At 36.3% G+C, this 14417-nt stretch carries 12 protein-coding genes (1 of these 12 cut by a window edge); 4 read left to right on the top strand and 8 right to left on the bottom strand.

Annotated features, from left to right (window positions below; all coding sequences use genetic code 11):
• Window positions 1–2341: the 3' portion of an efflux RND transporter permease subunit gene (locus tag AB1284_RS01645; protein ID WP_429752160.1), read on the top strand. Its footprint begins 704 nt before the window's first position; only the last 2341 of its 3045 coding nucleotides appear in the window; its start codon lies off the left edge, out of view; the stop codon is at window positions 2339–2341.
• A gap of 205 nt (window positions 2342–2546) precedes the next feature.
• Here AB1284_RS01645 and AB1284_RS01640 read toward each other — a convergent pair whose 3' ends face one another.
• The 4 genes from AB1284_RS01640 to AB1284_RS01625 form a co-directional block, all read right to left on the bottom strand.
• Complete coding sequence (locus AB1284_RS01640) at window positions 2547–4049, bottom strand: malate:quinone oxidoreductase (protein WP_429752162.1); 1503 nt, start codon at window positions 4047–4049, stop codon at window positions 2547–2549.
• 624 nt (window positions 4050–4673) lie between these two features.
• On the bottom strand, window positions 4674–5594 hold the full coding sequence (gene pstA / locus AB1284_RS01635; protein WP_429752164.1) for a phosphate ABC transporter permease PstA: 921 nt from the start codon (window positions 5592–5594) through the stop codon (window positions 4674–4676).
• 2 nt (window positions 5595–5596) lie between these two features.
• A complete protein-coding gene (gene pstC, locus AB1284_RS01630) occupies window positions 5597–6487 on the bottom strand; it encodes a phosphate ABC transporter permease subunit PstC (protein ID WP_429752166.1) in 891 nt (296 codons plus the stop codon).
• A 70-nt stretch (window positions 6488–6557) separates the two neighbouring features.
• Window positions 6558–7457, bottom strand: a complete 900-nt coding sequence (locus tag AB1284_RS01625) for a phosphate ABC transporter substrate-binding protein PstS family protein (RefSeq protein WP_429752168.1) — start codon at window positions 7455–7457, stop codon at window positions 6558–6560.
• A gap of 510 nt (window positions 7458–7967) precedes the next feature.
• On the opposite strand from AB1284_RS01625, the gene AB1284_RS01620 reads away from it, so the two are divergent.
• From AB1284_RS01620 to AB1284_RS01610, 3 genes are read left to right on the top strand one after another with little or no spacing between them, the layout of a single operon-like run.
• Window positions 7968–8225, top strand: coding sequence for a FeoA family protein (locus tag AB1284_RS01620; RefSeq protein ID WP_429752170.1), 258 nt, complete (start codon window positions 7968–7970; stop codon window positions 8223–8225).
• Window positions 8222–8944 (top strand): FeoB small GTPase domain-containing protein, encoded by a 723-nt coding sequence (locus tag AB1284_RS01615; RefSeq protein ID WP_429752172.1) that lies wholly within the window; start codon window positions 8222–8224, stop codon window positions 8942–8944. The genes AB1284_RS01620 and AB1284_RS01615 overlap by 4 nt, the downstream gene beginning before the upstream one ends.
• Entirely contained in the window at window positions 8922–10322 is a 1401-nt protein-coding gene (locus AB1284_RS01610) for a nucleoside recognition domain-containing protein (RefSeq protein WP_429752174.1), read from the top strand. Before AB1284_RS01615 ends, AB1284_RS01610 begins: the two co-directional genes overlap by 23 nt.
• A gap of 171 nt (window positions 10323–10493) precedes the next feature.
• Here AB1284_RS01610 and AB1284_RS01605 read toward each other — a convergent pair whose 3' ends face one another.
• The 4 genes from AB1284_RS01605 to AB1284_RS01590 are packed head-to-tail and all read right to left on the bottom strand — an operon-like array spanning window position 10494 to window position 14411.
• A complete protein-coding gene (locus AB1284_RS01605) occupies window positions 10494–10634 on the bottom strand; it encodes a hypothetical protein (protein ID WP_429752176.1) in 141 nt (46 codons plus the stop codon).
• Between the two features lie 16 nt (window positions 10635–10650).
• The gene (locus AB1284_RS01600) at window positions 10651–11838 is read right to left on the bottom strand and encodes a Ger(x)C family spore germination protein (RefSeq protein WP_429752178.1); all 1188 of its coding nucleotides are present in this window, start codon (window positions 11836–11838) and stop codon (window positions 10651–10653) included.
• Window positions 11822–12940 (bottom strand): GerAB/ArcD/ProY family transporter, encoded by a 1119-nt coding sequence (locus AB1284_RS01595; RefSeq protein ID WP_429752179.1) that lies wholly within the window; start codon window positions 12938–12940, stop codon window positions 11822–11824. Before AB1284_RS01595 ends, AB1284_RS01600 begins: the two co-directional genes overlap by 17 nt.
• A 1-nt stretch (window position 12941) precedes the next feature.
• Window positions 12942–14411 carry a spore germination protein gene (locus tag AB1284_RS01590; protein WP_429752180.1) on the bottom strand — a complete coding sequence of 490 codons (1470 nt, stop codon included), beginning with the start codon at window positions 14409–14411 and terminating at the stop codon, window positions 12942–12944.
• Window positions 14412–14417: the final 6 nt, after the last annotated feature.

Below are 14417 nucleotides of genomic sequence, written 5' to 3'. Positions count from 1 at the left end.
TATTGAAGACATAAAAAACATTCCCCTCACACCAGAAGTAAAACTAAGTGATATCGCAAAAATTGAGCTAAAACAACATCATCATGCAATTTCTCATATTAACGGAGACGATGGGGCCGTATTAGTCGTTATGAAAGAACCGAGCAAAAATGCTGTTACAATTGGAAAAGAAATTGAGAAAAAAGTTCATGATATGAGCAAGCAATATAAAGACACTTTCACTATAAAAACACTTATGTCAACGCACGAACAAGTCCAAAATGCTGTTACAAGCATGGCTAAAGAAGTTGTTCTCGGTGCTATTGCCGCTACATTCATCATTTTAATTTTCTTACGTAACATTCGTACTACTTTAATCGCTGTTGTCAGTATCCCTTTATCTATACTCCTTACACTCTTTTTACTTGAGAAATCTCATATCACTTTAAATATTTTAACATTAGGAGGACTAGCTGTTGCCGTCGGACGCCTTGTTGATGATAGCATCGTTGTAATCGAAAACATTTTCCGTCGTTTACAAAAAGATTCTTTCTCAAAAGAAGTTATTATTGATGCTACAAAAGAAGTTGCAATCGCAATTACATCTTCCACCTTAACGACTGTCGCTGTTTTTTTACCAATTGGCTTTGTATCAGGCGGAATCGGTGAATTTATGTTGCCTATGGTGTTGGCAGTTGTATATTCAATTCTTTCCTCTCTAGTAGTGGCCTTAACAGTTGTTCCGCTCATGGCTTTTCTACTTTTAAAGAAAACAGGACACGAAGAGCGAAAAGAAACGAAACGTTATACAGCCATTTTAAAATGGTCGTTATCACATAAATTTATCATTTTACTCACTTCTTTCTTATTATTTGTCGGTTCAATTGCAGCTTACATTGTACTTCCAAAAGCAAATATTAAATCTGACGATAACACAATGCTTTCTATCAATATGACATTCCCTGCTAATTACGATTTAGAAAAGGGGAAACAACAAGCTTTCGAATTCGAAAAGAAATTACTTGCAGATACACAAGTACAAGACGTTACCTTACGAATGGGTTCTGCTTCAGAAGATGCACAGTGGGGCCAAGTGACAAAAAACAATCTTGCAAGTATATATGTAGGATTTAAAAAAGGAATTGACCTTGAAACATACATTAACAAACTAAAAAAAGAACAGAATCAATTTCAACCAGCAACATTTGATTATATAAAAGTGAGTTTTTCAAGTTTCGGTGGCGGGAACACTTTACTATTTAACATTACGGCCAACAATAGTGAAGATTTAAAGAAAGCTTCCGATCTTGTTACCACAAAATTAAAAAGCTTAAATAGTCTTTCAAAAGTAAAAACAAATGTGGAAGAAGAGAAAAATGAATGGGTCATCAACGTTGATCAAACAAAAGCAGAGAAAGCAGGATTAACTCCTGAGGTCATCGCACAACAAGTTGCATTTTTAATGAAAAAATCACCAATTGGCCAAATTTCACTCGATAATGAAAAGACAACTATTGTACTAGAACACGAAAAAACAAACATCCATAATAAAGATGCAATTCTAGACTCAAATATTTCGTCTCCACTTACTGGTTTGATCCCATTAAAAGATATTGCAACCATTTCTGAAAAACAAATACAAACAGAAATATTCCATAAGGACGGAAAAGAAACAATTCAAGTTACAGCGGAAGCAAAAGGTGAAGATTTAAGTAAAGTAAGTACAGACGTAAATACAGCTATTACAAATTTAAAATTACCTAATGGAGCGAAAGTTAACATTGCCGGAGCAACAGAATCAATGCAAGAAAGTTTCACTGATCTATTTAAAATTATGGGAATTGCAATTGGTGTTGTTTACTTAATTATGGTTATTACTTTTGGGCAAGCACGTGCACCATTTGCAATTTTATTCTCCCTTCCATTAGCTGCTGTCGGCGGTATTTTAGGTTTAATTATTTCACAAACACCGGTTGATTTAAACTCCCTTATCGGTGCCTTAATGCTAATCGGAATCGTCGTGACAAATGCAATTGTATTAATAGAACGTGTACAACAAAATCGCGAAAAAGGAATGTCAACAAGAGAAGCACTATTAGAAGCTGGCTCGATAAGATTACGCCCAATTATTATGACAGCTATTACAACCATCTTCGCAATGCTTCCTCTACTATTCGGTGATACACAAGCTGGAAGCATGGTGTCAAAAAGCTTAGCTGTTGTAGTAATTGGCGGTTTATTAGTTTCCACATTACTAACACTCGTTGTTGTACCTGTTATGTACGAATTACTAGATCGAATTGGTAGCAGGAAGCATCGCAAAAAACAACATGAATCTTATACAGACGTTCCAAACTCATAAAGTAAAACTTCCATAAGTAGGGGTCTTACTGCCCGCGAATAACGGGATAAAATACAACAACCGCACTCAGACTTCTGAATGCGGTTGTTGTATTTTTTACCTACATTGAGAATAGGGGCTTCTCAACTAAAGTGAAACTTCCATCAGTGGTTTCTTATGTTGCTTAAACTTTTCATTAAATACCTTTGTTTCTACATCCAAGGAATTAACTATGAATCGGTTCTTTTTCGCTTAGACCAAGCGCCTTCGCTGTTGAAGTATGGATTTCTTGGAAAAGCTCTGGGTTTTCCACTAGTGACACGCCATAAGAAGGAATCATTTCTTTTATTTTCAGTTCCCACTCTTTCATATGTTGCGGGAAGCATTTTCCTAATACTTCAAGCATAACGTGAACGGCAGTAGAAGCACCCGGAGAAGCGCCAAGCAATGCAGCTATCGAGCCATCAGCAGCACTAACAACTTCCGTACCAAATTGAAGTGTGCCTTTACCGCCAGTATCAGTATCTTTGATAACTTGCACACGTTGGCCCGCTACCACTGTATTCCAATCTTCGCTTTTGGCGTTCGGAATAAACTCGCGTAATTCTTCCATGCGCTTTTCATTCGATAACATAACTTGCTGGATCAAATATTTTGTCAATGCCATCTCTTTTACGCCTGCCGCCAACATAGTCAAGACATTATTCGGTTTTACGGAACCTATTAAATCAAAATTTGAACCAGTTTTTAAGAACTTTGGTGAGAAGCCGGCAAACGGTCCAAACAGCAATGTTTTTTTGTTGTCAATATATCTTGTATCAAGATGCGGAACAGACATTGGAGGAGCACCAACCTTAGCTTTACCGTATACTTTTGCATGATGCTGCTCTACAACTTCTGGATTGTTACATACCATAAATAAGCCGCTTACTGGGAACCCTCCAATATGTTTTGACTCAGGAATACCAGTTTTTTGTAGTAAAGGCAGACTTCCGCCTCCACCGCCGATAAAGACAAATTTTGCAGTATGGTATTCGATTTTACCACTATCGATATCATGCACTTTTACTTCCCAAGAGCCGTCGCTAGTACGTTTAATATCCTCAACGCTATGCTTGTAGTTTATCTCGACGTTTTTAGTCTGCAAGTGGTCAAACAACATGCGTGTTAAAGCACCAAAGTTAACATCCGTCCCAGAGTCAATTTTTGTTGCCGCTATCGCTTCATCCTCTGTACGTCCTTCCATGATAAGCGGAATCCATTCCTTCAGTTTTTGAGGGTCATCGGAAAATTCCATCCCTTGAAACAGAGGATTGCTTGAAAGCGCTTCAAAACGGTTCTTCAAAAACTTTACATTTTTTTCCCCTTGTACTAAACTCATATGAGGTATCGGCATGATAAAGTCCTGCGGGTTACGAATCAGATTGCTGTTTACAAGATATGCCCAAAACTGTCTTGAAAGCTGAAACTGTTCATTAATTTTTATAGCTTTGCTAATATCTACAGATCCGTCAGATTTTTCGGATGTATAGTTGAGCTCGCATAGTGCAGAATGGCCCGTACCGGCATTATTCCATTCGTTAGAACTTTCTTCTCCTGCGTTTGCGAGTTTCTCAAACACTTTGATTTCCCATTCAGGTACTAACTCTTTTAGTAATGCTCCCAAAGTCGCGCTCATGACTCCGGCACCAATTAAGATAACGTCTGTTTTCTTCTGTATTTTGCTCATTTTAACCTTCCTCATCCCCTATATTTTACAAAAAAGAGTAGGCACTCCTGCTTAGATGTCGCAAAAAGCAAGACGCCATCTAGACCCCACCTAGAAACACACCTTTTCTGTCTCAATTATAACACCATATCATATTCTATTATAATTATTTATAGAGTAAAATATCTACCATTATCTGATAATTATAAACTATGTAAAGTTCGTTAAAAAGTGAATAGTCCGTCCAAAAGGCTTTAACTCAGCTCCTTACAAGGGCTAAGGCTTTGGTTTGCCGTTACTTTTGGTATGGTTCTCCGCACTTAATAAGGAGTAAAACGTTTACTATAGTTAGTTTAACTGTATAATACTGCACATTCTCCAAAATATCCATATCATCTATAAATTCGCTCTTTCACAATCTGGCCATTTAATGGAATAACGGTCGAACTTTATTTCAAATCCACTCCCCCACCTATCTTCTGTAGAAAAGTGGAAACGGCTAGAGCTGGACAACGATTCTCTCTCAATCTTGAGGCGGGGGTCTTACTGCCCGTGAATAGCGGGATTAAAAAAAGAGCATCCTTAAAAGATCGATTTTATCGAACTTTTAGGACACCCTCTTTATTTTATATAGAGTACAAGTAGTTATGCCGCTGCTTTTACTTTACTTCTTTTACGAGATTTTTTCGTACCAGTAAAGCGTTTATGCAGTACGGATGCTATAAAGCGAGCAAGAATATTAAATAGTAGTACCATAATAATTAATACTGCTGCTGATTTTGTTGCAATTAGCTTCGCGTCAGGAATAATTCCCTCAGAATTTAACTTCCAAATATGCACTGCCAATGTTTCTGCTGGTCGAAATGGGTTCAACGGATTAGCAGGACTTGAAAGGTCTGCTGCTGTATTTAAAATTGGTGACGTTAATCCAGCTGTATAAATTAGTGCTGCCGCTTCACCAAAAATACGTCCAGCCGCTAAAATAACACCTGTAATAATTTGTGGCAATGCAGATGGAAGAATAATTCTAACAATTGTTTGCCACTTTGTTGCACCTAATCCAAGACTTGCTTCTTTCACATTAGATGGAATTTCTGTAATTGCATTTTCACAAACGCGCGTTAAACTTGGTAAATTTAAAATCGTTAAAGCTAACGCTCCACCCATGGCAGTATAACCCCAACCTGCCATCGTAACAAACACAAGTAATCCAAATAAACCAACTACAATAGAAGGTAGCGATGCCATTGTTTCAATACATAGACGAACAAAATTTAAAAATCGACCTTGCTTTGCATATTCCGCAAGGTAAATTCCTGCACCAAGACCTAAAGGAATTGAAATAATTAATGTAATGACAAGCATATAGAAGGAATTAAATAATTGAGGACCAATTCCTCCTCCTGCTGTTGTATTACTTGGTTCTCCAAATAAAAAACTTGGATCCCAGAATCCCCAACCTTTTTGTAAAATTTCGTATACAAGAAAACCGAGTAAAGCGACTACAAGCACTGCGACCGCATATAAAATCCCTGTCCATATACTATTAACTGTTCTAGCATTCATCGTTATCTTTCACCTCTTTGGCCAATCGCTCGAATTACTACGATAAATAAGAAGGAAATAAGAAGTAATATCATCGCTAATGTCCATAGCGCATTATTCCAAGCTGTCCCATTTAACGTATTCGTCATATCCATTGTCAAAATACCTGTTAAAGTTGAAGTTGGACTATATAGTCCTTCTGGTAATTTTATTGTATTACCGATTACCATCTGAACTGCTAATGCTTCACCAAAAGCACGAGCTAACCCAAGAACAACCCCTGTTAAAATACCCTTTTTCGCCGCCGGAACAATGACGCGACTAATCGCTTGCCATTTCGTCGATCCTAGACCATAAGAGGCTTCTAAATACTCAAAAGGAACTGCACGAATTGCATCGGAAGCAATACTTGCAATCGTTGGCAAAACCATAACACTTAATACAATAATACCTGCAATTAAACTAAATCCTACACCACCAAAAGAATTACGTAAAAGCGGAACTAAAATTGTAACACCTAATAAACCGTATACAACAGACGGAATCCCTACTAACAATTCTAAAACCGGCTTTAGTACTTTGTTCCCAAACTTTGGTGAAATTAAATTCATAAACACTGCTAGTGCAATTGCAATTGGCGCACTAATGATTACTGCACCAAGAGATACAGCAGTAGATCCAACTATGAAAATAACCGCTCCAAAACTTCCATTCCCTTCATTTGGAGCCCATTTTGTTGATGTGAATACTTCTGAAATTGAGATATTGCTTTGTGTAAATGATTGAATTCCTTTTGCACAAATGAATGCAATAATAGCTAATGTAACAGCAACAATTAATAACCCACAAAGCGTCACAAGTGTTCTTCCAATATATTCACTTTTTACGTAGTTAATTTGTTTTTTCCCCTTCATCACAAGACCACAACCTCACTTCATATATCGAAATGAACAAGACTGGCTAAATAGCCAGCCCCGTTTTATATTATTGTTTTAATTTAGACATTGGGATGTAACCCATTTCTTCTACTTTCTTCTCAAAGTCTGAACCTTTTACATAATCAATGTAACCCTTTGTTGCATCTTTTGCTTCACCTTTTGTGATCATGTATTCATAAGACCAAAACGGATATTTACCAGAAGAAATATTTTCAGTTGTTGGTTCTACACCATCAATTTTCAATGTTTTTAAAGTACCTTTTTTGTCACCAACCATGTAAGAGTTAGCTAAATAACTAATAGATCCTGGTGTAGAGTTGATTGCTTGCTCTACTGCACCATTGGAATCTTGTGTTGTACCAGTAGCATCGTTAATTTTTGCGTCTTTCATAACTGTTTTTTCAAACGTAGCACGTGTACCAGAAGCAGCTGGGCGATTAACTACATTGATTTTTTCGTCTTTTCCGCCAACTTCTTTCCAGTTTGTAACTTTACCAGAGAAAATATCTTGTACCTGTTTTAATGTTAAGTTATCAACATTTACATCTTTATTTACAACTAATGCAAATCCGATACCTGCAACTTTGTTATCTACTAATTCTTTTGCTTTATCAGCTTCTTTTATTTTATCTGCAGCAGGAACATCAGAGTTACCAACTTGGACAGCGCCAGAAGCTACTTGGTTAATTCCAGTTCCACTACCGCCACCTTGAACTGTAATTGATACTTTTGAATTTTTCCCCATAAATTCTTTAGCAGCTTCGTCTGCAAGTGGTTGAAGCGCCGTAGAACCAGCCGCTGTAATTGTACCGGATAATTCTTGCTTCGTTTCGTTACCACCTTTAGCAGTTTCCGTCTTTGTTGTGTCTGTTTTCCCACAACCTACTAAAGCACCTGCAACTACTAATGCCGCTAACGAAAATTTAAAACCTTTTTTCATAACCATGTCTTGTACCCCCATTTGATTATCACTTTTCATTTCTACCATTATTATGTGCATATCTCGTAGTACAAATTCATTGTAGGACAATAATATTATGTCAGTGTTAAGCGATTTTTAATTTTAAGTAAAGGACGTGGATTCGTAGAAAAAACCATATATATTCATTGTTTTCAACATAAAACAACGAAAAAACCATAAGAAACAGAACATATTGTAAAGCTAATTTTAATAATGTAAATTTATTGTAAATTCATATCCTTGCTTTTACACCTTTATTAAGATTTTTTTCTGAAAAATTCTACTTCCCCTTGTTAAAATCCCAACATACACAACAAAAAATGGAATAACATGCAAGTTAGCCCTATAAACTGGAACAATTCAAAAAATACCTGAATATTTTTAAAGTAAGAATTGACAACAGCGCTCAATATCACCTAGTATGTTATTAATAAAATGTTTCCCTAAGGAAACATTTTGAACTCGAACTAAAAAAATAGAAGTGAGGTAACTCTTATGGTATCGGTTAAAACCCAACCACTTTCTACTTTTAAAACAGGTCAGCTCGTACAAATTGAAAAAATCAAATTAGAAGGAACTATGAAACGCCGCCTCCTAGATTTAGGATTTATTCCTGGTGCAACGATTAAAGTGTTACAAAAAAGTCCGCTTGGCGATCCCATTGCATATCAAGTAAGTAATACGACAATTGCACTTCGAAATGAAGAAAGTTCGCGAATAATTGGGACATTGATAGGAGATGAGCCAAAATGAAAAAGCGCCGCATTGCATTAGCAGGAAATCCGAATACAGGAAAAAGTACGTTATTTAATACATTAACCGGATTAAAACAACATACTGGAAACTGGACAGGAAAAACAGTATTAAAAGCTGAAGGCGAGTATGCACATAACGGAGATTTATATACGATTATAGATTTACCTGGAACGTATTCTTTATATTCCAACTCTGCTGATGAAGAAGTTGCACGTGACTACATTATCTTCGAAAAACCAGATGTAACCGTCGTTGTATTGGATGCAACAGCCATGGAGCGGAATCTAAACTTAGCACTGCAAGTTATGGAAATGACAAAAGAAGTGATTATATGTGTGAACTTGATTGATGAAGCAGAAAAGAAAGGCATTATAATCAATGAGAAAAAGTTAGCAAAATCACTTGGAGTTCCTATTGTAAAAGTCTCTGCCCGTAACAAAATCGGAATCAACCAATTACTAAACACAATTGAAAAAGTAGTAAATAAAAAATTAATTTCTACTCCCTTTCAACTTACTTATAACGAGAAAATAGAAAAGATGATTCAGGAACTCGAACCCCAAATATATAAAGTTTTTGGAGACTCTTATCCTGCTCGTTGGATTGCACTTCGTATTTTAGATGGCGACAAGAGCTTCTTAGAATCTCTTCAAAAGCATCATGAAGAACCGCTTGTAAGGGAGGTCATAATTAATGGCATCTCATTCAACCAGTAAGGCTCTTCCATTAGACTATATCGTTCATCATGCGCGAACGCTTGTTAAAGAAGACATTCGTGATGAAATTGTCGGTGATATTTACCGTGCTTCAGCTAATATTTGTAAAGATTCAGTTCAATATACAGATAAAAATAAATTATATCGTTCAGAGAAGCTCGATAAAATTTTCACCTCTCCTATATTGGGCTTCCCTATTATGCTTGCTGTTTTATCTGTGATTTTCTATCTTACAATTGCTGGCGCAAACGTTCCATCCGATAAAATTGCTGAATTCTTTGGATGGACAGAAAATTATTTAACATCTTGGTTCCAAGCGATGCATGCACCAGAATGGCTACATGGTGTTCTTATTCTTGGTCTATTCCGTGGAATAGGAGCAGTTATTAGCGTTATGTTACCGCCCATGGCAATCTTCTTTCCAATTTTCGCTTTACTAGAAAACTACGGTTACTTACCACGCGTTGCTTTTAACATGGACCGCCTCTTTAAACGTGCCGGGGCACATGGGAAACAATCATTAACAATGGCGATGGGATTTGGATGTAACGCAGCTGCAATTATGTCAACACGTATTATTGAATCCCCTCGTGAACGTATGCTCGCAATCTTAACAAATAACTTTGTTCCTTGTAATGGTCGATGGCCAACGCTTATTTTATTAGCATCTTTATTTATGGCTGCTGGATATACAGGTGGGATGAAAACCCTTGTAACAGCTGGAGTTGTTGTCAGCATGGTTGTAATTGGAATTATTGTAACTTTAACCGTGTCATGGGCACTCTCAAAAACGGCTTTAAAAGGTGTTCCAACTCACTATACGCTAGAATTACCTCCATATAGAAAACCTAAAATTTGGGATACAATTGTACGCGCGACGCTCGATAAATCCATATACGTTCTAAAACGTGCGGTTATCGTTGCGGCACCTGCTGCAGTATTAACATGGGTATTAGCAAATGTATTTATCGGGGACACAAGTCTTCTTACGTATATCGTAAATTTTTTAGATCCGTTTGCAAAATTACTTGGCCTTGACGGATACATTTTAGCAGCATTTATTCTCGGCCTACCTGCAAACGAAATTGTTGTTCCAATTTTATTAATGGCTTATTTATCAACAGGTTCCTTAACAGAGTTAGCAGATTTAACACAAATTAAACAACTGTTTCTTGAACACGGTTGGACTTGGCTAACTGCATTAAATATGATGTTATTTTCTCTTCTGCATTTCCCATGCGGAACAACACTAGTTAATATATATAAAGAAACAAAAAGTGCAAAATGGACATTTCTTTCATTCGCAATCCCTACCATCATTGCCATTGTTGTTACATTCCTTACGGCACAATTGGTACATTGGTTAGGACTTATATAATAAAGTGAAACTTCCATCAGTGAAGGTTTTCTTCATCCCCCACTGATGGAAAGCTCTCACCAATCGGGCTTTTATGGGCAGTTATCCCCCACCTATCTTCCTTGCTTCTCCCTGAATCTTGAGGTGGGGGGTACTGCCCGTTAATGCGGGACAAAAAAGAAACCCAACGTATTACTCGGGTTTCTTTTTTGTCGATATTTGTTTTTGCCAAGGCTGTGCACCGTATTCTTGTATTTTTTTATGAATGAAATAAGCAGTATAAGGCAGCGTTGCCATTAAAATCGTACATATAATCCCTAAAGTTGTAAACATTATACTGCTCCTTTACTCACCTTTTTACCGGTAACATAGATCCCGTATGTTCAATACTTGGATGCACACGAACAATAATGTTACTCGTACTAAAGTAATTTTGACCTTGGTCCCAATTTTTTTTAATTTTTATCCATTGCTTATAATTTTGACGCTTATAATATTCTCCTAATCCAAATGCATCTACTTTTAAATCTTTTTGGACAATTTTAATTGTTTTCTGTATCTCTTTTTCCATTTCACTTGCAAGGTATTTGCTAATTTCCTTGTTACTCATCACCTTATTATCTTTCCGTAAATACACTTCTGCTAATGTTCCGTCTAAATATACATCAATGACAAATTTAGGCTTTGTAGGATTTGTTAAGAATGTGTGGATTTTCCGACGCATCTCACGAATTTCAAATACAATAAGCTGATTTCCTTTTTTTATTTTAAAAAAGCCCCCTACTTTTTTTCCAACAATATAATTTAATCCTAATGTTTCCATCCCATTTAGACTACCTACAAATTTAGTATCTTTTCCGCGAAATACAGCTGCTCCTTCCATTTTAATTCCTTGCCGGGTTAGCCCTAAGACAGGAAGAACAAAACTTCTATCAGCAGACATTTTCTCTTGTAAATCACCAATTCGAATTGCTTCTAACATTTGAGCATTCTTCTGTGCATTATCTGATATCATACTTATATATTTAGCTGGTAAATTTTCTGGTTTTGCACTCTGTTTTAATATTTCTTCCGCCCTTTCTTTTGAAACGAAAATACGAATGTTCCTGCGCATCTCATGATCACGAAAAAACACATCTAATGTATCTTCTAAAACGAAAGGTTTTTTCAATAAGTCCTCAGAAAAAATAAGCACTTCTATATGAGGAAAGAATAAGGACCGACTTATTTTCTTAGAGATAATCCGAATTTGAGCAAACACACTATCAGCCGTTGCATTAATATTAATATAATTTTTTCCATTTGATGGTTTATTTCCTTGTGGTGTTAAAGAACTAGGCAACACAATTTGATATGTTCCTTTTATAAGGGGGGAATAACGGGTAGTTGTCGTTTCACTTTTTTCTCCCTTATTCGTTGCCTTGTCTAAGGCAACACCGACAACAAACCCTCTTTCTTCAATTTCCTGCCGTTCAGAGCAGCCGCTGATAAGTAAAATCAAGAACAGACAACTCATTATTTTAAGAAGAAGATTCATTTTTCTTCCCCCCTCCTTTTATTTTATAAAAAATAAAAATGAGAAGAGGAATAACGAACATAACAGCCATGTCAATCCAAGCTAAATATGTACCATACTTACTTATTACATCCAAATTACCTGGAATATTATTTACAACATAAATGATAGGTGCACTAATAAAAATAAACGTATGTTTTTTTATTGAAGGAAACATTGCACAAAATAAAAAAATAGCCACATCATAATACAGTGCAGTTGTATTAAAAACGGTAATAATCCATGTTATAAAAAAAATGGCATCAAATCTCTCTAAAAACCCTCCTCCTATCTCAATTTCTTTTCCAAGTTCAATTGTTGGATATGTTAAAGTGCTAGTTGTTAAATACGTAAATACACTTATACAAGTAACATAAATTAATATATAGGATAAAACAGTAACCATAACCCCTTTCACTGCTGCCATAGGGGCGTTTTTAGTTGATTTTAATATAGCAGCATAGAAAAAACCCACCTCAAATCCAATAAATGTAAAGGCAGTTTCTCTGATCCCCCCCATATATTTACTCATTTTAGTTTGAAAAAATGGAGCTAAATTTTCAAATTCCATTACATTAATATTTAACAGCGATAACAAAATAATAGCAGTAAAAACAATTGGTAAAAACAGAACAGTAAGTCTTAATAATCCTGCCCTAGATCCGCAAACGCCATAAACAACAACGAGCAAATAAAAAAAAGACAAAAGCTGAACAGGTGTATCACTAAACAAATAGGTTTGAGAAATAATAGAAATTGTTCGCGCTTCATGAGCCGTAATTCCTGTAAATGTTAGTATTAAAATAAAACAGACAATATAAGTAATAGGTTTCGTTAAATACACGCTCGTATATTGAACAAAATTTTGTTTCGGAAATAAAATGGCAACCTTTATAATAAACCATGCAAAACAAGCACTTGTTATCCCACCTAGGAGTAAAAGAATCCATCCATCTGCAAAAAGGGCATGTGTTGCCATAATGCGCGGCATCGAAAGTGCACCTGTACCAATAATTGTAGAAGATATGGCAAACGCGAGTTCACGAGTACCAATTTCTTCATCCCCATACTCAAATGGCTTCACTTCATCCCCTCTCCTTTGAACGCAATGTTTTATCCTTTGGTTGTAAGTACTCCGGTCTTTCTTCCAACATTGCTTTAGGCAAACGTACAACCTCTTCTTTCCAATCTTTATAAAAAACAGGTGCAATCGGTGCAGAATACGGTACTCCAACACTCGTTAAATTTACGATGTGAATTGCTAAAGCAATTAATCCTAAAACAATTCCATACAAACCAAAGACTGTGGCAGCTAACATAAACGCAAACAATAAAATACGAAAGGTAATTGTAATGCTATATACCGGCAATGAAAATGTAGCTACGGCCGTGACCGCAATAATAATGACAAGAAACGGATTTACAATACCGGCACTTACAGCAGCTTCTCCAATAACAAGACCTCCTACAATACCAATCGTTTGCCCCATTGGCTTCGGAAGACGAATTCCAGCTTCACGAATCAGTTCCATTGTAAAAGCCATTATGAGTGCTTCAATATACGCTGGAAACGGAACACCTTCTCTTGCTCCAGCAATTGAATATGCAAGATTAGAGGGAATAAGTCCTTGATGATAAGAAACAAGAGCCACATACATAGCCGGTAATAAAATCGCAATCGTGCCGGCTAACATTCGAAGACCTCTTAACAACGCTCCAATCATCCAGCGTTCATAGTGATCTTCTGGTGATTGAAATATATCAATCATTACCATCGGAGCAATAAGTGCAAACGGAGAACCATCTACTAAAATAGCTGCTTTCCCTTTTGCAAGTGATGCTGCGACATTATCTGGTCTTTCTGTATTTAAAAATTGAGGGAAAGGAGACAAATTATTATCTTGTATGAGTTGTTCAATCGTTCCTGTCTCAAAAATAATATCTGTTTCAATAGACTGCAGTCTCCGGTTTAACTCTTCTACAATATAAGGGTTAATAATATCCTCAATATAAGTTAATGTTACTTCCTTCTGCGAACGCTTTCCCATAATATAAGAACGAAAACGTAGCTGCGGGTCACGTATGTGACGCCGAATTAACATTTTGTTTACATTCACATCTTCAATAAATCCTAAATTAGGCCCTCGAATGATTGTCTCTGTAGAAGGTGCATCAAGACTTCGTTTCTCCCATTCACGAAAATTTATAATTATTGCAGAAGGAATAGCATCCAGTAGCACAATTGTATCGCCTGCTAACAGTGCATTCATAACATCTGGAAATGTCTTTGCAATGCTCACTTCTCCAACTGATAAAAATTGATCGATTAATGTTTGAATAATTGGAGCTTGTTTAGGAATTTCCTCATACTGCAATGGGCGAATAACAAAACGATGAATCATGTCTTTATTGCTTAGTCCGCATAAAAATATAACTGCACACCGATCATTCGTTCCTGAAAGAGAAAATTCACGCACAGTTAAGTCATTAGGTGAATCTAACTTTTCTCGAATTGCATTGATTATTTTCGATAAGTTAGCATCTAACTGAACCATCTTTAT

The organism is Bacillus sp. S2(2024), from assembly GCF_050474045.1.
GTDB classification, from domain to species: Bacteria; Bacillota; Bacilli; order Bacillales; family Bacillaceae_G; genus Bacillus_A; species Bacillus_A yunxiaonensis.
Note: the sequence above shows the minus strand (reverse complement) of the source record. Positions and strands in the feature narration are given on the sequence as shown.

What these genes read in the sequence shown, in the direction of transcription:
- AB1284_RS01640 (WP_429752162.1), bottom strand. Translation starts at nt 4,049, where the DNA reads ATGAGCAAAATACAGAAGAAAACAGACGTTATCTTAATTGGTGCCGGA.
- pstA (WP_429752164.1), bottom strand. Translation starts at nt 5,594, where the DNA reads ATGAATGCTAGAACAGTTAATAGTATATGGACAGGGATTTTATATGCG.
- pstC (WP_429752166.1), bottom strand. Translation starts at nt 6,487, where the DNA reads ATGAAGGGGAAAAAACAAATTAACTACGTAAAAAGTGAATATATTGGA.
- AB1284_RS01625 (WP_429752168.1), bottom strand. Translation starts at nt 7,457, where the DNA reads ATGGTTATGAAAAAAGGTTTTAAATTTTCGTTAGCGGCATTAGTAGTT.
- AB1284_RS01620 (WP_429752170.1), top strand. Translation starts at nt 7,968, where the DNA reads ATGGTATCGGTTAAAACCCAACCACTTTCTACTTTTAAAACAGGTCAG.
- AB1284_RS01615 (WP_429752172.1), top strand. Translation starts at nt 8,222, where the DNA reads ATGAAAAAGCGCCGCATTGCATTAGCAGGAAATCCGAATACAGGAAAA.
- AB1284_RS01610 (WP_429752174.1), top strand. Translation starts at nt 8,922, where the DNA reads ATGGCATCTCATTCAACCAGTAAGGCTCTTCCATTAGACTATATCGTT.
- AB1284_RS01605 (WP_429752176.1), bottom strand. Translation starts at nt 10,634, where the DNA reads ATGTTTACAACTTTAGGGATTATATGTACGATTTTAATGGCAACGCTG.
- AB1284_RS01600 (WP_429752178.1), bottom strand. Translation starts at nt 11,838, where the DNA reads ATGAATCTTCTTCTTAAAATAATGAGTTGTCTGTTCTTGATTTTACTT.
- AB1284_RS01590 (WP_429752180.1), bottom strand. Translation starts at nt 14,411, where the DNA reads ATGGTTCAGTTAGATGCTAACTTATCGAAAATAATCAATGCAATTCGA.